18 protein-coding genes are annotated in these 20860 nt (G+C 33.0%); 15 read left to right on the top strand and 3 right to left on the bottom strand.

Features of this window, described 5'->3' with window-relative positions:
• The first annotated feature begins 15 nt into the window (after nucleotides 1–15).
• The 11 genes from purD (at nucleotide 16) to CDO51_RS14115 (ending at nucleotide 12423) form a co-directional block, all read left to right on the top strand.
• Nucleotides 16–1290: a phosphoribosylamine--glycine ligase gene (gene purD / locus CDO51_RS01580; RefSeq protein ID WP_089022541.1), complete on the top strand. Its 1275-nt coding sequence runs from the start codon at nucleotides 16–18 to the stop codon at nucleotides 1288–1290.
• A gap of 74 nt (nucleotides 1291–1364) precedes the next feature.
• Nucleotides 1365–1679, top strand: coding sequence for a YerC/YecD family TrpR-related protein (locus tag CDO51_RS01575; protein WP_089022624.1), 315 nt, complete (start codon nucleotides 1365–1367; stop codon nucleotides 1677–1679).
• Between the two features lie 53 nt (nucleotides 1680–1732).
• Complete coding sequence (locus tag CDO51_RS01570; protein WP_089022540.1) at nucleotides 1733–3883, top strand: ATP-dependent helicase; 2151 nt, start codon at nucleotides 1733–1735, stop codon at nucleotides 3881–3883.
• Between the two features lie 13 nt (nucleotides 3884–3896).
• On the top strand, nucleotides 3897–5903 hold the full coding sequence (ligA, locus tag CDO51_RS01565) for an NAD-dependent DNA ligase LigA (protein WP_089022539.1): 2007 nt from the start codon (nucleotides 3897–3899) through the stop codon (nucleotides 5901–5903).
• Nucleotides 5904–5924: 21 nt separating this feature from the next.
• Nucleotides 5925–6212: an Asp-tRNA(Asn)/Glu-tRNA(Gln) amidotransferase subunit GatC gene (gene gatC / locus CDO51_RS01560; protein ID WP_089022538.1), complete on the top strand. Its 288-nt coding sequence runs from the start codon at nucleotides 5925–5927 to the stop codon at nucleotides 6210–6212.
• Nucleotides 6213–6229: 17 nt separating this feature from the next.
• Nucleotides 6230–7693 carry an Asp-tRNA(Asn)/Glu-tRNA(Gln) amidotransferase subunit GatA gene (gatA, locus tag CDO51_RS01555; RefSeq protein WP_089022537.1) on the top strand — a complete coding sequence of 488 codons (1464 nt, stop codon included), beginning with the start codon at nucleotides 6230–6232 and terminating at the stop codon, nucleotides 7691–7693.
• A 14-nt stretch (nucleotides 7694–7707) separates the two neighbouring features.
• On the top strand, nucleotides 7708–9132 hold the full coding sequence (gene gatB, locus CDO51_RS01550) for an Asp-tRNA(Asn)/Glu-tRNA(Gln) amidotransferase subunit GatB (RefSeq protein ID WP_089022536.1): 1425 nt from the start codon (nucleotides 7708–7710) through the stop codon (nucleotides 9130–9132).
• Between the two features lie 296 nt (nucleotides 9133–9428).
• Complete coding sequence (locus tag CDO51_RS01545; RefSeq protein WP_089022535.1) at nucleotides 9429–10595, top strand: dicarboxylate/amino acid:cation symporter; 1167 nt, start codon at nucleotides 9429–9431, stop codon at nucleotides 10593–10595.
• A 164-nt stretch (nucleotides 10596–10759) separates the two neighbouring features.
• Nucleotides 10760–11965, top strand: a complete 1206-nt coding sequence (locus CDO51_RS01540; protein WP_205842063.1) for a dicarboxylate/amino acid:cation symporter — start codon at nucleotides 10760–10762, stop codon at nucleotides 11963–11965.
• A gap of 93 nt (nucleotides 11966–12058) precedes the next feature.
• Entirely contained in the window at nucleotides 12059–12208 is a 150-nt protein-coding gene (locus tag CDO51_RS15255) for a class I SAM-dependent methyltransferase (RefSeq protein ID WP_205842062.1), read from the top strand.
• A gap of 44 nt (nucleotides 12209–12252) precedes the next feature.
• Nucleotides 12253–12423 carry a hypothetical protein gene (locus CDO51_RS14115; protein WP_205842061.1) on the top strand — a complete coding sequence of 57 codons (171 nt, stop codon included), beginning with the start codon at nucleotides 12253–12255 and terminating at the stop codon, nucleotides 12421–12423.
• 138 nt (nucleotides 12424–12561) lie between these two features.
• Here CDO51_RS14115 and CDO51_RS01530 read toward each other — a convergent pair whose 3' ends face one another.
• Nucleotides 12562–13872: a chloride channel protein gene (locus CDO51_RS01530; protein WP_205842060.1), complete on the bottom strand. Its 1311-nt coding sequence runs from the start codon at nucleotides 13870–13872 to the stop codon at nucleotides 12562–12564.
• A 260-nt stretch (nucleotides 13873–14132) separates the two neighbouring features.
• Here CDO51_RS01530 and CDO51_RS01525 point away from each other — a divergent pair, with 260 nt between their 5' ends.
• A complete protein-coding gene (locus CDO51_RS01525) occupies nucleotides 14133–14399 on the top strand; it encodes a hypothetical protein (protein WP_089022534.1) in 267 nt (88 codons plus the stop codon).
• 17 nt (nucleotides 14400–14416) lie between these two features.
• On the opposite strand, the gene CDO51_RS01520 is transcribed toward CDO51_RS01525, so the two are convergent.
• Entirely contained in the window at nucleotides 14417–15658 is a 1242-nt protein-coding gene (locus tag CDO51_RS01520) for a DUF401 family protein (RefSeq protein ID WP_089022533.1), read from the bottom strand.
• 125 nt (nucleotides 15659–15783) lie between these two features.
• Here CDO51_RS01520 and rlmD point away from each other — a divergent pair, with 125 nt between their 5' ends.
• A complete protein-coding gene (gene rlmD, locus CDO51_RS01515) occupies nucleotides 15784–17181 on the top strand; it encodes a 23S rRNA (uracil(1939)-C(5))-methyltransferase RlmD (RefSeq protein WP_089022532.1) in 1398 nt (465 codons plus the stop codon).
• Nucleotides 17182–17193: 12 nt separating this feature from the next.
• Here the strand turns inward: rlmD and CDO51_RS01510 are convergent, their stop codons facing one another.
• Nucleotides 17194–17736, bottom strand: coding sequence for an NUDIX hydrolase (locus tag CDO51_RS01510; protein WP_205842059.1), 543 nt, complete (start codon nucleotides 17734–17736; stop codon nucleotides 17194–17196).
• A 186-nt stretch (nucleotides 17737–17922) separates the two neighbouring features.
• Between CDO51_RS01510 and CDO51_RS01505 the strand changes: the two genes are divergently transcribed.
• Together CDO51_RS01505 and CDO51_RS01500 are read left to right on the top strand one after the other, a co-directional pair.
• Nucleotides 17923–19029, top strand: coding sequence for a DUF362 domain-containing protein (locus CDO51_RS01505; RefSeq protein WP_089022530.1), 1107 nt, complete (start codon nucleotides 17923–17925; stop codon nucleotides 19027–19029).
• A 169-nt stretch (nucleotides 19030–19198) separates the two neighbouring features.
• A complete protein-coding gene (locus CDO51_RS01500) occupies nucleotides 19199–20761 on the top strand; it encodes an AbgT family transporter (RefSeq protein ID WP_089022529.1) in 1563 nt (520 codons plus the stop codon).
• The last annotated feature ends 99 nt before the right edge of the window (nucleotides 20762–20860 follow it).

Here is a 20860-nt window from a genome sequence, read left to right as displayed (position 1 = left end):
GTGGGGGGATGACTTTTGAAAGTATTAGTTGTAGGTTCTGGAGGGCGAGAGCACGCACTTGCCTGTAAGCTATCAGAGAGTAATCAGGTTTCTGAGATTTTTGTTGCTCCCGGTAACTATGGTACACAACAGGAAAGTAAATGTACAAATGTAAACATTGCTGAAACAGATATTGAGAGTTTAGTATCTTTTGCTAAAAAAAACGAAATAAACTTAACAGTTGTTGGACCTGAACTACCCCTATCATTAGGGATAGTAGATTATTTTCAAAGAAATAATTTGAAGATCTTTGGACCAACTAAAGAAGGAGCAAAAATTGAAACTAGTAAGTGGTTTGCTAAAACTTTGATGTTAGAAAATAATATACCAACTGCTAAAGCTTGCTATTTAGATGGTAGTAAAGGTATAGATAATATGGAGATAAATAAAGGAAGTAAATTTTTATCTGAAATGACACCACCTTATGTTGTAAAAGCTGATGGATTATATTCAGGAAAAGGTGTTGTAGTAACTAATGATTATAACGAAGCTTTAAATACTATAAAAAAATTTTTATCTGAACAGATGAATGTTGTGTTAGAAGAATACCTAGAGGGAGAAGAAATATCCCTTCTTGCTTTTACTGATGGAAACAAAGTGCTTCCTTTACTTCCAAGTCAAGACTATAAAAGAGCTTATGATAATGATCAAGGACCTAATACAGGAGGAATGGGAGCGTATGCACCTGTTTCTAAAATTTCAAAAGAGTTTATTAGAGAAGTAACTGATAGTATTTTAGAGCCAACTATTAAATCCATGGATAATAAAGGAATTAGCTATCATGGTGTATTATATGCAGGATTAATACTAACTGAAACGGGACCTAAAGTTTTAGAATATAATGCAAGGTTTGGTGATCCAGAAACTCAAACTATTTTACCGTTACTTTCTTCTGATCTGTATGAAATTCTAGAAGAAGTAGCAAATGGTAAAATTATCAAGGATAATTTGGAATGGAAAGAACAAAGAGCAGTTTGTGTTGTCTTGGCTTCTAGGGGTTATCCTAAAGAATATAAAAAAGGTTTCACTATTGATTACCCATCTATACAAGATTCTAATGTAAAAATATACTTAGCAGGTGTAAGTTCTAGTAATAGTAGTCCAGTTACTTCTGGAGGAAGAGTTATAAGTGTTACTGGTATCGATGAAACAATTGCAAAGGCTAGATGTGAAGCTTATAAAAATGTGAACAAAATTGAATACTTTGGTAAACAGTTCCGTGGTGATATTGCCCTGACAACTTTAAAATGATAAAATACCAATGGGTGTAAACTGATATTTAGTAAAAGGATTGCTAATGAGTTGTCCTGATAGCCACGGGGGTGATTGTAATTCGTAAGATAAGAGGAGAATTTTTAGATCAATTTTTTGAAGCAATCTTAAGCCTTGAAACTGTAGATGAATGTTATGAGTTTTTTGAAGATGTGGCGACTGTAACGGAAGTTAAAGCTTTGGCTCAAAGATTTCATGTTGCAAAAATGTTGAAAGAGGGTTATACTTATCAAGATATTGAAGATAAAACAGGTGCTAGTACTGCAACTATAAGTCGAGTAAAAAGATTCTTACATTACGGTGCTGGTGGTTATGACATTGTGTTAAAAAGAATTGGAAAACAAGAAACAGAAGACAATGATAATTAGGAAGAGTAATCTCGTATTACTCTTCCTAATTTCGTTAAGGTGGGTGGTAAAAGATGGTGATAGACTTAAATTCTTTAAATACTGAACAATCTGAAGCTGTTAAGGCAACAGAAGGACCAGTACTGATTTTAGCTGGTGCAGGTAGTGGAAAAACTAAAGTGTTAACTTATCATGTTGCATATTTAATTTCTAATAAAAAAGTTCATCCTGAGAGTATATTAGCTTTAACATTTACAAATAAGGCAGCAAAAGAAATGAAAGAACGAATAAATGACCTAGTAGAAGATTCACCCCCAACATGGGTGTCAACCTTTCACGCTACTTGTGTTCGAATTTTGCGTCGTGAAATTGATCTACTAGGTTATGGTAAAGACTTTTTGATCTATGACGCTAGAGATAAAACTAAAATAGTTAAAGATATAATTTCCGAGCTAAACTTAGATAATAAACGTTATCCTCATCAAGCTGTATCTAGAAAGATAAGTAACATAAAAAATAACTTACAAAGTTCTTCAAATTTATATTACCCTTATGATCAAATCTATGAATCATATCAGAAATGTTTAAGAAAAGAAAATGCATTAGATTTTGATGATCTACTTGTACAAACTATAGAACTGTTTGAAAAGTTTCCTGATAGACTACAATATTATCAAAATAAATTCCAACATATTTTAGTTGATGAGTTTCAGGATACTAACCCCGCCCAAAATCATCTCATCACATTATTGTCGCCACCTCAGGAAAATGTTTTTGTTGTAGGTGATGATGATCAATCAATCTATCTATTCCGTGGTGCTGATGTAACTAATATATTAGATTTTGAAAAGAAGTTTCCTGATACTAAAGTTATCAAACTAGAAAGAAATTATCGTTCAACTAAGACTATTTTAGAGGCTGCTAATCAAGTAGTGGTTAAAAACCCACAAAGAAAATCAAAAAAATTATGGACAGAAAATAATGATGGAGAACTATTAAAGTCTTATCAAGGAGTAGATGAACGAGATGAAGCTCAATTTATAGCTAATGAAATTAGAACTAACAGGCATCAATTACCATTAATGGCTGTTTTGTATAGAACTAATGCACAATCTCGTGTATTAGAGGATATATTTCGAAGAGAAGGAATTTCTTATACTGTAGTTGGTGGATCTGGTTTTTATGATAGAAAAGAAGTAAAGGACATTATGGCTTATTTAATGGTGATACAAACGCCAAAAGCAGATAGCCAGTTAGAACGTATTATTAATGAACCAAAACGTGGAATAGGTAAGACAACTGTAGAAAAGATTAAAAATTATGCTAATAGAAATGGGTTATCTTTTTATGACTCATTATTAGAGATAGATTTCGTGGAAGTTAGTAAGCGTGCTCAAAATTCTGTGAAAAAGTTTGTTGATTTAATTACTAATTTTCAGCTAATGCGGGAATACTTAACTGTTAGAGAACTAGTCGAGGAAGTAGCAGAAAAAACCGGGTATCTAGAGACATTAAGGTCACAAAACAATAGAGAAGCACAGAATAGAATTGATAATATTAAAGAAATTTACTCTTTAGCAAAAGATTTTGAAGCTGAAGGTGGCGAAACATTACAAGAGTTTTTAGCTCATACCACACTTCTTGGTGATGTAGATACTTGGGAAGATGAAAATCAAGCAGAAGTAGTGATGATGACTCTTCACAGTGCTAAAGGTTTAGAGTTTCCGGGTGTATTTCTAACAGGACTAGAGGAAGGTGTGTTTCCTCATGTAAGGTCTTTTGACAATGAAGCGTCAATGGAAGAAGAAAGACGTCTGTGTTATGTTGGAATTACTAGAGCAGAACAAGTCCTGTATCTAACTTGGTGTGAACAACGTACAATGAATGGTATGACTAGAATGCATACACCATCAAGGTTTATAAATGAAATTGATACCGAATTAATTGAAGGACAAAATGAATCAGATAATAATTTATCATCTGATGCTATTTCTAAAACAAGATCAGAAACTGTTCAAAACGACAGTACATTTATGAATTCAAGAACTAAAAGCATAGCTAATGAAGTATTTGAATCTGGAGATAAGATCTCCCATAAAAAATGGGGCGAGGGTAAAGTGGTAGAGGCACAAAAAGCAGCTGGTGATTGGATTTTAACAGTATCATTCCCAGGGGTAGGTACTAAAAGATTAGCAGCTGGTGTTGCACCGATTAAAAAAATATAGTGAGGTGTGACCGTTGAATAAAACTGATGTCGTAGAACGAATACAAAAACTAAGAGAAAAACTTGAACACCACAATTATAGATATTATGTGTTAGATGATCCAGAGATTTCAGATAAAGAATATGACTCACTCATGAACGAGTTAATTCAACTTGAAGAATCTAACCCGGAAATGAAATCATCAGATTCTCCGACTCAAAGAGTCGGAGGGGAACCCGTAGATAAATTTTCTAGGGTCCCACATGAAATCCCTATGTTAAGTTTAGATAATGCTGAAAGTCAGAAAGAGTTGCTTGAGTTTCATAATCGTATAACAAAAAATATTCCAGTAAATGATATTGCCTATGTAGCCGAATTGAAGATCGATGGACTTGCCTTGTCACTAAAGTATGAATCTGGTAAATTGGTTCAAGGTGCAACTCGAGGTGATGGTTCAGTGGGAGAAGATATAACACCTAATGTAAAAACTGTTGGTTCAATACCACTTAAATTAAGTAAAAACGTTAATTTAGAAGTTAGAGGCGAGGCATTTATGCCTAAGAAATCTTTTTCTCGACTTAATAAAGAAAAAGAAAAACAAGAAGAACGTTTATTTGCTAACCCTAGAAATGCTGCTGCTGGCTCCTTAAGGCAACTAAACCCTAAGGTTGCTGCAAAAAGAGATCTAGACTTTTTCGCTTATAGTGTAGCTAATATTGAAGGTGAAGAGATAGATAGTCATTTTGATTCATTGCAATTATTAAAACAATTAGGATTTAAACTAAACCCTTATATCACTAGTTGTAAATCTATTGAAGAAGTAATCACATATTGTGAAAAATGGCAAGAAAAAAGAGAAGAACTACCTTATGAAATAGATGGAGTAGTAATAAAATTAGATAGTTTTTCTCAACAAGAAATGCTAGGTGCTACTTCTAAAAGTCCACGATGGGCGATTGCGTATAAATTTCCTGCAGAACAAGCTGTTAGTAAAATTAAAAATATATTTATTAATGTTGGTAGAACAGGAGCTTTAACTCCTGTAGCTGAATTAGAACCAGTTACAGTAGCAGGTTCTGTAGTACAACGAGCAAGCCTTCACAATGAAGATATTTTAACACAAAAAGATGTCAGAATCGGTGATAAAGTTATAATACAAAAAGCAGGAGATATTATACCTGAAGTTGTTTCAGTAAAAAAACAAGAGAGACAAGGAACAGAAGAAAAGTTTCAATATCCAAAATCGTGTCCTGTGTGTGAATCCACAGCAAAAAGAATTGATGATGAAGCCGTTCTTAGATGTGTAAACCCTACATGTCCTGCACAAGCAAAAGAAAAAATTATTCATTTTTGTTCTAGGGATGCTATGGATATTGAAGGACTTGGAACCAAAGTAGTCGAAAAGTTATATTCTGAAGGTATAATAAAAGATGTAGCTGATCTTTACTTTATTGAATCAAAAGACCTTTTGCAACTTGAGAGGTTTGGTGAAAAGTCAGCTAACAATTTGATTATTGCTATTCAATTGAGTAAACAAAACCCATTAAATAGGTTACTTTATGGTCTAGGTATAAGATTAGTTGGTAAACGTGCAGCACAGATATTAGCAAGTGAATTTAAAGATCTAGAAGTTATCAAAAATGCTACTAAAGAAGAACTTGTATCTATTAGAGATATCGGAGAAAAAATGGCAGAGAGTATTGTAGAATTTTTCAATTTAAAGAATACAGAAGTTTTGCTAGCTAGATTGAAAGAGGCTAGTGTAAACTTTACAGAATTAAATGAAGCACACGAGCAAATAGATGATAATGAATTTACCGATAGAACGGTAGTTATTACTGGAAACTTCGAAAAACACAGTAGAAAAGAATTAACTAGTATGTTAGAGCAAAGGGGTGCAAAAGTTACTGGGTCAGTAAGTAAAAACACTGACTTTTTATTGGTTGGTAATAACCCTGGTTCTAAGTATGATAAAGCAAGAGAGCTAGGTGTAGATATTTTAGATGAAGAGAAGTTATTAGAAAAATTAGAGAGAGAGTAATTTAGTCAGGAGGTGACCTTTTTGAAAGTTACTAAGGAAGATGTATATCATGTAGCTAAATTAAGTCAGCTAGAAATTGATGAAAACGAAGTGGAGATGTTTAAAGATCAGCTTTCTCAGATTCTAGACTGGCAAGGTAAGCTTGATGAGCTAGAGTTAGAAGGGCTTTTCCCTACAGTCCATGCTCTAAATATGAAAAATGTAACAAGAGAAGATAAAGAACGTCCTTCCTTATCTAATGAGAAAGCTCTAGAAAATGCTCCTGAAAAGGAAGGAAACTACTTTAAAGTTCCAAGAATAATCGAATGAGTTGGAGGAGTGATGCCATGAAACTCTATCAATTAACTTTACAAGAAGCAAAGAAAGGTTTAGAGCAAGGAGAGTTTACTTCAGAAGAATTAGTTTCTTCAGTATTTGAAAGAATCGAAGAAACAGATAGTGATATTAAAGCTTTTGTAACATTGACTAAAGAAAAAGCATTAGAAAAAGCTAGAGAGATTGATAAAAAAAGAAAAAATGGTGAAAAAGTAGGACCATTAGCAGGGATACCTGTAGCAATAAAAGATAATATGTGTACAGAAGAGGTTCTTACAACATGCTCTTCTAAAATATTAGAAAACTATGTTCCACCATATAATGCCACAGTAGTTAACAAATTATCTGAAGCAGGTGCTATAATGGTAGGGAAAACTAATATGGATGAGTTTGCTATGGGGTCATCTACTGAAAACTCTGCTTTTTACACCACTAAAAACCCTTGGGATCTAAAGAAAGTACCTGGTGGTTCGAGTGGAGGTTCATCTGCTAGTGTTGCCACAGCTCAAGTGCCTTTAGCTTTAGGCTCTGATACAGGAGGTTCTATTAGACAACCAGCATCGTTTTGTGGTGTAGTTGGTATGAAACCCACATATGGTCGAGTATCAAGGTATGGTCTAGTAGCTTTTGCTTCCTCACTAGATCAAATTGGTCCTTTTACTAGAACTGTAGCTGATACAGCAGAGGTACTAGATGTTATTTCTGGTAACGATCCTATGGATTCAACTTCTGTAGACTTAGAGGTACCAAAGCACACTGATTACTTAGATAAAGATATTTCTGAATTAAAAATTGGCTTACCTAAAGAATATTTTGAACTTGTTGATGATGAGGTAAGAACATTAGTTAATTCTGGTATAGATAAGCTTCGAGATGACGGAAGTGAGTTTAGTGAGGTATCTTTACCTACTACAGAGCAAGCTTTAAATGCATATTATTTGATAGCACCAGCTGAAGCTTCAAGTAATTTAGCACGTTATGATGGCGTGCGTTATGGAAATCGATTTGCTACTTCTGACTTAAAAACAATGTATACTGAGTCTAGAAAAGAAGGACTTGGAGATGAAGTTAAGAGAAGAATTATGCTCGGAACTTATGCTTTAAGTGCAGGGTATCATGATGCTCTTTATTTAAAGGCTCTTAAGGTTAGAAGTTTAATTAAAGAAGAGTTTGATAAGGTGTTCTCAGAGTGTGATGTTTTAATAGCACCAACCACACCAACACCTTCTTTTGAAGAAGGTGCTAATGATGATGATCCTTTAACAATGTACAAAAATGATATTTGTACTGCTCCGATTAACTTAGCAGGACTTCCTGCAGTTTCTATACCTTGTGGCTTTATTGAAGGACTGCCTATTGGAATTCAGGTGATCGGAAAACCATTTGATGAAGGAACAGTAATCCAAGTTGCAGATCGTTTAGAAAAACTATTGCAAGTCACACCAAAAACACCCCAACAGGGTTCTAATAGCTAAGGGGGGAAGATAGTATGAGTAAATATGAAACTGTCATAGGTCTAGAAGTACACGCAGAATTGTCAACTGAAACAAAAATCTTTTGTGGCTGTTCAACTAAGTTTGGTGAAGAGCCTAACTCAAATGTATGTCCGATATGTCTAGGTATGCCTGGAACATTACCAGTATTAAATAAAAGAGCTTTAGAGCTTGCTATGAAAGCTGGGCTTGCTCTTAACTGTGAAATAGCCGACTATAGTAAATTTGATAGGAAAAATTATTTTTATCCTGATTTACCAAAAGCTTATCAAATTTCTCAATTTGATTTACCAATTTGTAAGGATGGTTATTTAGATATCACTGTAAATGGTGAACAAAAACGTGTTAGGATTAACAGGATTCACATGGAAGAAGATGCCGGAAAGTTAGTGCATTCTGGAGGTGAAGGTTCACTAGTTGATATCAATAGAGCAGGAGTTCCATTAATAGAGATCGTTACAGAACCTGATATTAGTTCTCCAGAAGAGGCTAAAGCTTATTTAGAAGCGCTAAAAGCCATTTTACAATATACAGATGTATCAGATTGTAAAATGGAAGAAGGAAGCTTACGCTGTGATGCAAATGTTTCAATTAGAGAGAAAGGCTCAACAGAGTTTGGAACAAAGACAGAAGTGAAAAACATGAATTCTTTCAGAGCTGTAGAAAGAGCTTTGAAATTTGAGGTTGAGCGTCAAATTGACGAAGTTGAAGCTGGAGAGTCCATTGTACAAGAAACTAGAAGATGGGATGAAGGACGTGGAATTACTGTTTCTATGCGCTCAAAAGAAGAAGCTCATGACTATAGATATTTCCCGGACCCAGATCTAGTACCACTTGCTGTTACTGAAGAACATGTAGAGAAAGTACGTTCAGAGATCCCTGAACTACCTAATGAGAAAAAGCAAAGGTTTATGGATGAATTTCAGTTATCAGAATATGATGCTTCTGTAATTACAGGAGATAAATCGTTAGCTGAGTTTTTCGATAAATGTGTAGAAAGCTATAATGAACCTAAAAAAGTTGCTAACTGGGTTATGGGAGAAGTTTCTCGAGTTTTAAATGAAGATCAGTTAGATATTGAAGAAACTAATATTGATTCTGATAAGATGGTTGAGTTATTAAAATTAGAAAATGAAGGTACTATAAGTAGTAAGATTGCCAAAGAAGTTTTTGATGATATGTATCTAACTGGTAAATCTCCTAAAGCTATAGTTGAAGAAAAAGGTTTAGTTCAAATCAGTGATACTTCTGAACTAGAAGGGATCATTGATGAGGTGATCAGTGAAAATCCTGGAGCTGTGGAAGACTATCACAGTGGTAAGAAAAAAGCTATGGGCTTTTTAGTAGGTCAAATTATGAAAAAGACTAAAGGTAAAGCAAATCCACAAAAAGTTAATGAATTACTACAAGTAAAGTTATAACTATGTATGTAATAGAAAGTTGATCTCTGTAAGTAGGGATCAACTTTTTTTTATAATTCTCATAAAGTTACAAAACATTATTTACCCATATTCAAAATAAATCGAGTGTCAAAATATGACATAATATCTGAAAATTAAAACTTTTTATTAATGTTAAGAAAATTTTTACTTAATATTTTCTTAAATTAATACCTTTGTTATAATTATGATGTAATAATAGTTGTTAATATCGTACGAGCTTTTCTAGTTTACAGAAATTAGAAAAAGCAATATTAATTCAAAAGGATGGTGTTTAAATGAAAAATTTTGGACTTATTCCTAGGTTAGTTGTTGCTATCATTTTAGGAACCCTGACAGGTTTTTTCTTACCAGATTGGGTTGGGAATACTCTTTTTACTTTATCTAGTATTTTCGGTGAACTTTTAGATTACGTAGTACCTTTGATCATCTTAGCTTTTATTATCCCAGGTATTGCTGAATTAGCAGAACGTCCTGGCAAAATGCTTGGCGCTGCAGCAGGCTTAGCTTATATATCTACTGTTGTAGCAGGAATTATAGCTTTTTTTGTAGCAGTTTTAATTATACCGAGCTTAGCACCTGATATTATTCAAGTTGAAGAAGATGCTGGTTTATCAACTTTTATTGATTTAGAAATTCCAGTAGCTATGGAAATTATGACTGCATTAGTAACAGCTTTTATATTTGGAATTGGTGTTAACTATATTAAAAATGTTAAAGGCAATAAAACAATCTATAATTTAGTGTTAGAGTTTCGAGAAATAGTACGCCTTTTCATAGAAAAGGTTATTATACCGTTTCTTCCACTCTTTATTGCAGGTATATTTGCTGATATGGCTGCTGAAGGAACAGTCTTTGAAACATTAGGGTTGTTTGCACCACTATTTTTATTGGTAATAGGATTACAAATTGTGTTTTTAATTTTACAATTTACAGTAGCTAATCGGCTAATGCCAGAAAACCGAATATTTCAGAGCTTAAAGAAGATGATCCCAGCATATACTACCGCTATAGGAACTGTTTCGAGTGCAGCTACTATGCCTATCACTTTAAAAAGTGCTAAGTCTTTAAAGGTGCCAGAAAAAGTAGCTGATTTCGTAGTACCTTTAGGAGCTACTATTCATCTATCTGGGAGTACAATTGCCATAACTATAAGTGCAGTTACCGTTCATGTACTTCATATTGGGACACCTGAATTTTTTTCTTTTTTACCTTTTATACTGATGTTAGGTGTAGTTATGATTGGAGCTCCGGGAGTTCCTGGAGGAGCTGTTATGGCAGCAATGGGTCTTTTAAGTAGTATGTTAGGATTTGGAGAGACAGAACAGGCACTTATGATTGCAATTTATATGGGACAAGATCCTTTTGGAACTGCTTGCAATATAACTGGTGATGGTGCTAATACAATTATTATTAGCTCTTTAACAAAAAACAAGGACAACTAAAATTAATATATTACACAAGAAGAGCCGTTATAGGCTCTTTTTGTGTATATAGGTTTAGTACATATTTTCGCAAAAAAAAGAACATTTATAATGTTAAAATTCGACAGAACATTCAACTAATTTGTGATATAAAGTACTAGAATATCATAAAAAGGAGGGTTTACATGAAAAAAATGGCTCTTATTCCCAGGTTAATTATCGCGATTATTGTAGGTACTATTATTGGACTTTATTTTCCAGAAGGTGTAGGTAATTTTCTGTATACTTTATCTAGTCTATTTGGAGAATTATTGTTTTATATTGTTCCATTAATCATTTTAGCTTTCATTATACCAGGTATAGCAGAGCTTGCTGAAAGTCCTGGAAAGATGCTTGGTGCTACAGCTGGGTTAGCATATTTGTCTACTATTGTAGCAGGTACTATAGCATTTTTTGTAGCTATGTTAATTATTCCAGGTCTTGCTCCAGATATTATGGAAGTTGAAGAAGGTGCTGGCTTATCAACATTTATTGATATTGAAGTACAGCCTATAATGGAAATTATGACCGCATTAGTTACGGCCTTTATATTTGGAATTGGAGTTAACTACCTTAAAAATGTTAAAGGCAATAGAACAATTTATAATTTTGTGATGGAGTTTAGAGAAGTGGTTAGGTTAGTTATTCAAAGAGTAATTATCCCTTTACTTCCACTTTATATAGCAGGAATTTTTGCAGATATGGCAGCAGAAGGTACAGTATTTACAACTTTAGGTCTATTTGCACCTTTATTTGCCCTTGTAATTGGACTTCAAATAGTATACTTGGTACTACAATTTACAATAGCAAATCGTTTAGTACCTGAGAACCCTATATTCGGTAGTTTGAAAAAAATGATTCCAGCTTATACAACAGCGTTAGGTACAATTTCAAGTGCTGCAACTCTTCCTGTTACTCTTAGAAGCGCTAAAACCTTAAAAGTACCTGAAAAAGTGGCAGATTTAGTAGTACCTTTAGGAGCAACTATTCACTTAGCTGGGAGTACAATTGCACTAACAATTAGTGCTGTTACAGTATACCTGTTACACATCGGTACACCAGACTTTTTAACATTCCTTCCGTTTATAATGATGTTAGGAGTTGTTATGATTGGTGCACCAGGGGTTCCTGGTGGTGCAGTAATGGCAGCATTGGGTCTTTTATCAACTATGTTAGGTTTTGGTGAAACAGAACAAGCTCTTATGATTGCAATTTATATGGGTCAAGATGCTTTCGGTACTGCCTGTAATGTAACAGGTGATGGTGCTAACTCTATAATCATTAGTGCTCTTGCTAGAAAAGTAGAAGGAAAAGAAACTACAAGTAGTGAAGAAACAACTTATGAAGCCTAAATGTTTATAGCTAAATTAGAGATAAAAAGCAGCTCATATACTAGGGCTGCTTTTTATCATGCTATGAATTTAATTTTATTAACTTTTTAAAATATGAAGTATAATTTTGATTCTAGTATAATTTTCATTCAAGGAAATGCCGAAGAGTTGCCTTATAAAGACGCATCTTTTGATGTAGTATATCATTTTGGGGGAATAAACTTCTTTAATAGCAAGAAGGCTATTCTTGAAAGGTTCGAGTAACTAAACCTAGAGCTAAGATTTATATAGGAGATGAAACAGAAGAAGTGGTTAAGAAACAACTGTCATTGTTAGATAGACTTTTTAAACTACCAGATCCTGATAAAAATCCAGATAAATATAAAGCACCTGTGGATATGATACCAGATGGCATGGAAAACGTGATTGGTCGAAAACTATGGAATAATAGAATATATCTTATTTCTTCAAAAGCCTAAGCAAATAAATTAAATATAAAATCACATCCTTGTTAGGCCAAAAATAAAAAGAGATGTAGCGCATTTATTCTGTTACACCATATGTGATCCTTTAGATTTTTATATAAATAGAATAAATAAAAGCATTGAAAACACAGTTTATTCTTTAGTTTTTTTATCTTCTTCTATATCCTTTATTGTTTTTCCTGGCGGTACATTTAATAGTCTACTTTTTGGCTCATAAAGCTTTTGTGAAGGCCATACGCTATGTTGTCCTGCTAAAATATAACTAATAATGCAAGTCATAAAGAAATATGTAGCTCCTTGACCTTGAAAACTTTCAACACTAAATATAAAAGCAGTTATAGGAACATTAGTACCACCACAAAAAACTGATATTAAACCTAGTGCAGCTAAAAAAGAAGTAGGTAAACCTATAATAGGAGATAAAGTGTTTCCTAAGGTGGCACCTATAAAAAAAAGAGGTATTACTTCCCCTCCTCGAAATCCACTTCCCATAGTAATGGCAGTAAATAAAATTTTAGCTAAAAAAGCCAAAGGAGAGATTTGCCCAACAAAAGCCTCGTCTAAGAACGGTAATCCCCTTCCTAGATAATCTCTAGTTCCTATTATATAGACTAACGCAACTATTAGAGTTCCTCCGATAAAGCCTCGCAACATTAAGTTTTTTAAGTACTTACGAGAATATTTTTCGATTCCATGTCGCATCTGACTATATAAAATGCTAGCCAAAGCCAAAACAATCGACAATACTATTACTTTATCGAGAGTAATAGTATCGATAGGTGGAACACTTTTTATAACGTGATGTTCGTGTTGTACCCCCAAAGTAATTGTGACAAAATGCCCTGTAAAACTACCTATAAAACAAGGTATCAATCCCTCATATTTAAATTTTCCTTGGGATACTACTTCCATTCCCATAATTGTTCCTGCTAGCGGTGTTCCAAAAGCTGATCCAAAAGCTGCACTGATCCCTGTCATAAGAAAAATTTTACGGTCAATAAAATCAATATTAAAAAACCTAATAACTGATTCAGCTATGCTACCTCCCATTTGTATGGCCGCTCCTTCCCTTCCAGTCGACCCTCCTAGTAAGTGAGTAATGAAAGTTGATATAAAAACTATTGGCCCCATTCTAAGGGGTAATCCTCCCTGCCCATAATGAACATGTTCATAGACTAAATTATTCCCTTTTCCGGAACCTTGGCCAAGCTTTGTATATATAAATCCTATAATAAGCCCTCCTATGGGAAGTAACAGTATTAATTGTGGGTTTTCAAATCGCACCTCTGTCAACAAATCATTAACATTCAAAAGTAATGCTGATGTTGAACCTACAAAAACTCCTATAATACTTCCTAAAAAACCCCAGTTAATCAATATTATAACAAAACTTTTATAGCTTTTTTTAATTTCTGAGCTAATTAGGTTGTTTTTAGCTGCCAATTAATCTTAACCCCCTATTGCTAGATTTTATATTTTGTAATTGAAAGTCACTATCATGTTGTATTTATTATCCCTATCTTGTTTTTTATTATGTTATTATTGATACCTTACTATTTTTGTAAGTAGTCTTTATAAGTAGTATTTAAAAGTTTCTAATATTTTCGTTATAGATATATTATAAAAATAACATTAATTAATCCGTTTGCATAAGTTAAAAATTAAGGTAATTTTATAACTATAAACTTTAAGGAGGAGAGAGAATGGTAGATACAAGAGGGCCAAGAAAAGTAATCATTAAAGTTTATGATGAGGTAGAAAATAAGCTGAAGTTAAATGTTAAGGTTCCTTTGAATATGGCTAGAATTTTCTATAACTATCTACATTACAATAAGATTTCAGATTATCTAGATTTAGATAAAAATGATTTAAACAATATTTTAGAGAGGATTCAAAACGAGTCAGCTGGAACTGTTATAGAAGTTAATAATAAAGAAAAGCAAGAACAAATAATCCTTTCATTAGAATAAGCCCTCAATTAGAGGGCTTATTCTAATGAAAGGATGTTCCATATTAATCCAGTTATCAAAGCTCCGAGTACCATTGCTCCGGCAGGAAGGACTAATTCTTTATATAATTTGTTAAATGATGTTTTAAAATACTCCTTAGTTAATAATAAACAAAGGTGAAAAGGAGATAGGTAATATCCAAAAACACTAGCTGTATAAAAAATACCGAGTAAAGCAAGATTTCCTTCATGTGGATTCATAATTGGCGCCATAATAGGATAGCTTATACCTAACGCAGCTGAATTGACACCAGTTAATCCAGCTGTAATAATTGGAACTAAAACGATTAATATAGGTATAGGAATACCCGAAGTAATTAGATAATTAGTTAGTTGCTCTACTACACCTGAAGTTTCAATAAAATCTTTAAAAATCATAATTCCTAGGATGGTTAAAGTCATACTATATTTGGTGTTTTTTAACGCACTACCTACCCCCGAAATAACTGACTTCATGGGGTGTTTACTATCTATATAGTTAAAAGAAGCCAGTAGAATTCCAATAAGAAGAGCTGGAGGTATATTAAGTGGTGTAAATATTGCTGTTCCAACAGCTGTGAACAAAGGAAATGTACTTTTAATAAATGTAAATACATCATCCGAAGACCTTTCAGTTTCTACTAATGATATATCGATATTAGTTGTTCGAAATAACCATTTATAACCTATAATAAAAGTGATTATAAATACAGGTAAATTAAACACTATAAAGAATCTTAATGGTACCTGACTTAATTCTGAGATTATTATTATACTAGGGATAAGAGGAAATATTAGATGCCAAACATGTCTGTAAAACAAGTTAGTAGCAGCTAATTTCTCACTAGGTAGATTGATTTTGTCCCCAGCTTCCTTTATCATAGGAGCTGACATAACAGCCCCTCCTGGTACTGTTAACATACCAATTAAAGAGGGAAGTATAGCTAGTAATACCTTTTTATTAGGTATTATTTTAGTTAAACTAGTTACCATTGTTTCTAAACAATTTGTTTGTTTTAATATAGTACCAAAAATACTAATACATAAAACTATTAAAAGAAGATTTACAGTAGTAGGGTCAGTTAAACTATTGTAAGTGGTTTTTAACATTTTACTAAAATTCATACCAGAAAAAATACCAAGAATTAAAGCACCTAGAGTCATCGAAAGCCCTAGAGGTTTTTTATTTTGAAGCATAACAATAATTAATACGAGGGCAATAAATAAACCTAATAATTGCATATTATCATTCTCCTAACTTTTGTATTCTATTAAAATAGTGTAACAAAAGTTTTACCTTAATTAAACTGGTAGACAAGGAGAAATTTTGAAGAACGAAATATTTATTGTGATGTAGGAGGCTAAAAATGATACAAAAGCCAGTAGAAAAAAAGGATATCCTAACATTAGATATTCATGATTTAAATCATCAAGGGGAAGGTGTTGGAAAGTATAATAATTTTACTATATTTGTCCCATTTGCTTTACCAGGAGAGCAAGTAACGGTAGAGATTGATACCTTAAAAAAGAATTATGCTAAGGCTAGTGTTAAAGAGTACCATACCTTATCTGAAGAACGTGTAGAACCACCTTGTCCATATTATTATGATTGTGGTGGCTGTCAACTTCAGCATCTTTCTTATAAAGGACAGTTAGCTTATAAAGAAAAACTTATAGAAAATCAATTGATAAAAATTGCTCAAATAGAAAAACCAATAATCGAACCTATTATAGGTATGGAAAACCCTTGGTATTACAGAAATAAACTACAATCTCCTGTGCGAGTTAAAAATAGGAGTGAAAAAACTGGGGTGCTAGGTTTTTTCCGTAAAAATAGTCATCAACTTGTTGAAATTGACCATTGCATGATTCAAAAAAAAGCTAATAATCATATTTTAGAGATCCTTAAAAATCTACTAGAAGAATTAAAAATACCTAGTTATCAGGTTTTACGGACGAAGGGAAGAAAAGACAAGGGAATTGGATCACTACGTCACATTGTTTCTCGGACTGGGCATAAAACTGGTGAAACCCACTTAACTTTAGTGACTAGAACAAAAGAGCTTCCTAATAAAAAGAAATTAATTAATAGGTTACAAAAGGATATTCCCAACCTAGTAGGAATTACTCAGAACATCAATAATCGTCCAACTAGTCAGGTATTTGGTGATGAATTTATAGAACTATGGGGACAACAATATATCAAAGACGAACTAATTAACAAACAATACCGCATTTCACCAGCTGCTTTTTATCAAGTAAACCCAGAGCAAACTGAGAAACTATACAATAAGTTGTTTGAGATATGTGCTATAGATGAACATGATCGTGTACTAGATGCTTATTCTGGAATAGGAACAATCACACTTTTAGCAGCAGATAAAGTGGCAAGTATTTTAGGAGTGGAAGAAGTAGAAGAAGCAGTACAAGATTCTTTTGAAAATAAAGATATTAATCAAAAAGGTAATGTGTCTTTTTTAACAGGAAAAGTAGAAGAGAAGCAAGTTTTAAAAGAAATTGTTGATTTTTCTCCTAATACGGTATTTGTTGACCCGCCAAGGAAAGGATGTGACGAAGATTTTTTACAAATCGTTTCAGAAATAAAACCCCAAAAAATCGGATATGTATCGTGTGATCCCTCAACACTCGCTAGAGATATTGGAAGACTAAAAGCTAAAGGTTATAAATTGACTAAAGTGGTTCCTATTGATCTTTTTCCTCAAACAGTTCATGTTGAAGCTGTTGCATTAATTGAACTGGAATAAAAGTTGGTTTATTTAATTATTTTGTGAATATAATTCAATAAAATTTTTTAGTATTCGGGCAGTGAACCCCCAGATTACTTTGTCTTGGTATAAATAAAAGTAGGAGGGATAGGTGCCATTTCTAAATTTATATTCTGATTCATTAGGTATTAAATGATAAGGGAAATTTTCTTCTGGAATTGGCTCAACTTTAGTATTGTAGCATTGTGGTTTGTTGTTTATAAAGTAATTAATAGGAATAGAAAAAACTTCTTCTACTTCTGTCTTATTAACTTTCATGTTATTAATATCAGTATCTAAAAAACCTATATAAGGAATAATTATCATATTAAAAGGTGTTAGTAGATAGTCTAATTCTCCAAAAACCTCTATATCATTTTCAATTACCCCAAGCTCTTCCTTAGTCTCACGAACAGAAGCTTCTTTAGGAGTTTCTGTTTTTTCAATTCTTCCTCCTGGAAACGAAATTTCGCCTGGTTGAGTATTCATTTTTTTAGACCTAACTTGAAACAAAATGTGCAGTGAATTTTCTACTATAATAATAGGTAGTAACACTGCATTTTCTTCAGTAATACCAAGTAAACTCCCTTTTCTCTTAAGAAATGAACTTTTTATACTTGTTAGTTATCTATTTCCATTCAAAATCACCTCAAAAGTATTTAAATGTTTCATGTTATTATACAATATATATTAAACTTTATGAAATTAGCAAAAAATAGATTTTATGTAGGAGGACTTAAAATGTTGCGTGATAACAAATTGTATGTAAGTTACGGAGAATTTCCTAAAGAAATAATCAAAGACATGTTAACAGAAATAAAACCCTTTGCTAATCTAGGTTTAGACAAGCGTATTGCTTTAAAGCCTAATTTAGTTCTACCTAAAATCTCAGAATCAGGTGCAACTACATCACCTGAACTTGTTTCTGGTATTATTGAACACTTTCAAGAACGGGGGTTTAAGAATCTAGCCATAATGGAAAGTTCATGGTTAGGAGCAAGGACTGAAGAGTCTTTTGATGAATGTGGCTTTACTAAATTATCAAGAAAGTATAATGTACCTTTGATTGATTTAGAAAAAGATCGTATTAAAAAAGTTACAGTTGAAAAACAGAAAATCGATGTAGCTGAAAGTATTTTAGAAGTTGAAAAATTAATTAACATCCCAGTATTGAAAGCTCATTGTCAGACACAAGTGACCTGTTCACTAAAAAATTTAAAAGGATGTATACCAGATAAAGAAAAAAGAAATTTTCATACTAAAGGACTTGATAGAAGCATTGCAATTTTAAATAAAGTTGTTCCTACAGACTTAGTGATTGTTGATGGGTTTATTGGTGACCTTACTTTTGAAGAAGGGGGTAATCCAGTAAATATGGGTAGAATTATCATGGGGTATGATCGTGTTTTGGTGGATTCGTATTGTTCGCACTTATTAGGTTATACAAGTGAAGATTTACCTGAACATATTATAAAAGCTTCTAAACTAAACCTAGGTGATCTTTATGATAATCATAAAGTATTTGAGAAAAATGCTGAAGATAAAAAAGTTATTCAATCTGATGAACTACCTATGGAGTTTCTAGAAAAATATTTAAAAAGTTATAAAGCGTGTTCGCCCTGTGAAGCGACGGTAGTTCATGCACTAATGAGACTTAGAGATGAGGGACTATTAGAGCGTCTCGAAAAACCTATTCTATTAGGACAAGGCTATCAACACTTGAAAGAATTTTATGGTATAGGTATTGGAAAGTGCGCTTCTCGTGCTTCTAAACATCTACCAGGGTGTCCTCCACGAACGGATCTAGTAGTGAGATACTTAAAAGATCAAATTGAAAATAAAAATTAGTGTAGGGGCTTTAAAGAATGAAATAACTAAAAATTTTAAACTGTCAAACCATAAAAAAGGTATTTATTACATATACATATATTAAAATTAACGAAAAATCTAACAATTAAAGAACTGAAAAAAGGAGAGGGCAAAGGTTTCTACTATTTTTTGAAAGGAGCTGATAATTATGTCTACAAATCCACAAGCAAGCACGGGTTCTCAAACTCAACAAAAAGGCATACTTGATAAACTACTTGATTTTATTGAAAAATACGGAAATAAATTACCTCACCCAATTACCATTTTCGCAATTTTAGCAATACTAACCATCTTTGTTTCAGCAGTTGCAGAAATGGGTGGCTTAAGTGCTGAGTTTGAGAGGGTTGTAGATGGCGAAGTAGTTACAGATGATGTAGAAGTTCAGAGCTTACTTTCAACAGAAGGAATCAGGATGATTTTTTCGGATGCTGTTGATAACTTCACATCTTTTGCACCACTTGGTACAGTTTTAGTAGCAATGATTGGTGTAGGTGTAGCTGATAATTCCGGATTAATCCAAACTGTACTTAGAAAAATCGTTATGAGTGCACCTAATAAACTGATTACTATGGCAATTGTTTTTACTGGAATTCTATCTAATATTGCTTCTAATGCAGGATATGTTATTTTGATACCACTAGGTGCGATGATTTTCCTAAGTTTAGGAAGACATCCTTTAGCAGGAATAACTGCTGCTTTTGCAGGGGTAAGTGGTGGTTTTAGTGCTAACTTAATTATTGGTACATTAGACCCTCTTTTGGCCGGAATCAGTCAAGAAGCAGCACAAATGTATCAAGAAGGATATACGGTTGACCCAACCGCTAACTGGTATTTTATGATAGCTTCAACATTTGTAGTTACCTTTTTAGGTACTTATGTAACAGAGAAAATTATAGAGCCTAGATTAGGAGAATATAAGGGAAGTTCAGAAGAGTCTATTGATGAAATAACGGAAAATGAATCTAAAGGTATGAAATGGGCGGGTCTATCTTTAATTGTATATCTTATAATTGTTTTAGCATTAGTCTTACCTAGTAATGGAGTACTTAGAGCTGATGATGGTGATATAATTGATGGATCAGCGTTTATGGCAGGAATTGTACCTATAATAGCTGTGGCATTTTTAATACCTGGTATCTTTTTTGGGATAGCAACTGGTACAGTTACTAATGATAAAGATGTAGCAAAACAAATGGGCAAATCAATGTCGACACTGGGAACATATATATGTTTAGTGTTTGTTGCTGCTCAATTTATTGAGTATTTTAATTGGTCAAACCTAGGTGAAATTATAGCTGTATATGGAGGAAATTTCCTAGAGACTATAGGGTTGACAGGAATTCCTTTAGCTATAAGTTTTGTAATATTAGCCGGCTCAATGAACTTATTTATCACAAGTGGATCAGCACAATGGGGAGTAATGGCACCGATATTTATACCAATGTTGATGAGCATGGGATATTCTCCTGAATTTATACAGATTGGATTTAGAATTGGTGACTCAATATCTAACTTAATAACTCCACTTTTATCATTTTTCCCTTTCATTTTAGCTTATGCCCAGCGCTATGACGAAAAAATAGGTATAGGTACAATGATTTCTTCCATGTTACCTTACTCCATCACCTTTTTGATAGGCTGGAGCATTCTATTTATTATATGGTTTATTCTTGGATTACCAATTGGACCGGGGGCTTCCATATATCTTTGATTATATAGGGGTAAATAAACAGCATACCTAAATTTCATCAAAGTTACTCATTCCTTGTTGACTATAGGTAGTTTTATGTTATTATAGTTACAAAGGGGT

It is taken from the genome of Natranaerobius trueperi (assembly GCF_002216005.1).
GTDB classification, from domain to species: Bacteria; Bacillota; Natranaerobiia; order Natranaerobiales; family Natranaerobiaceae; genus Natranaerobius_A; species Natranaerobius_A trueperi.
Note: the sequence above shows the minus strand (reverse complement) of the source record. Positions and strands in the feature narration are given on the sequence as shown.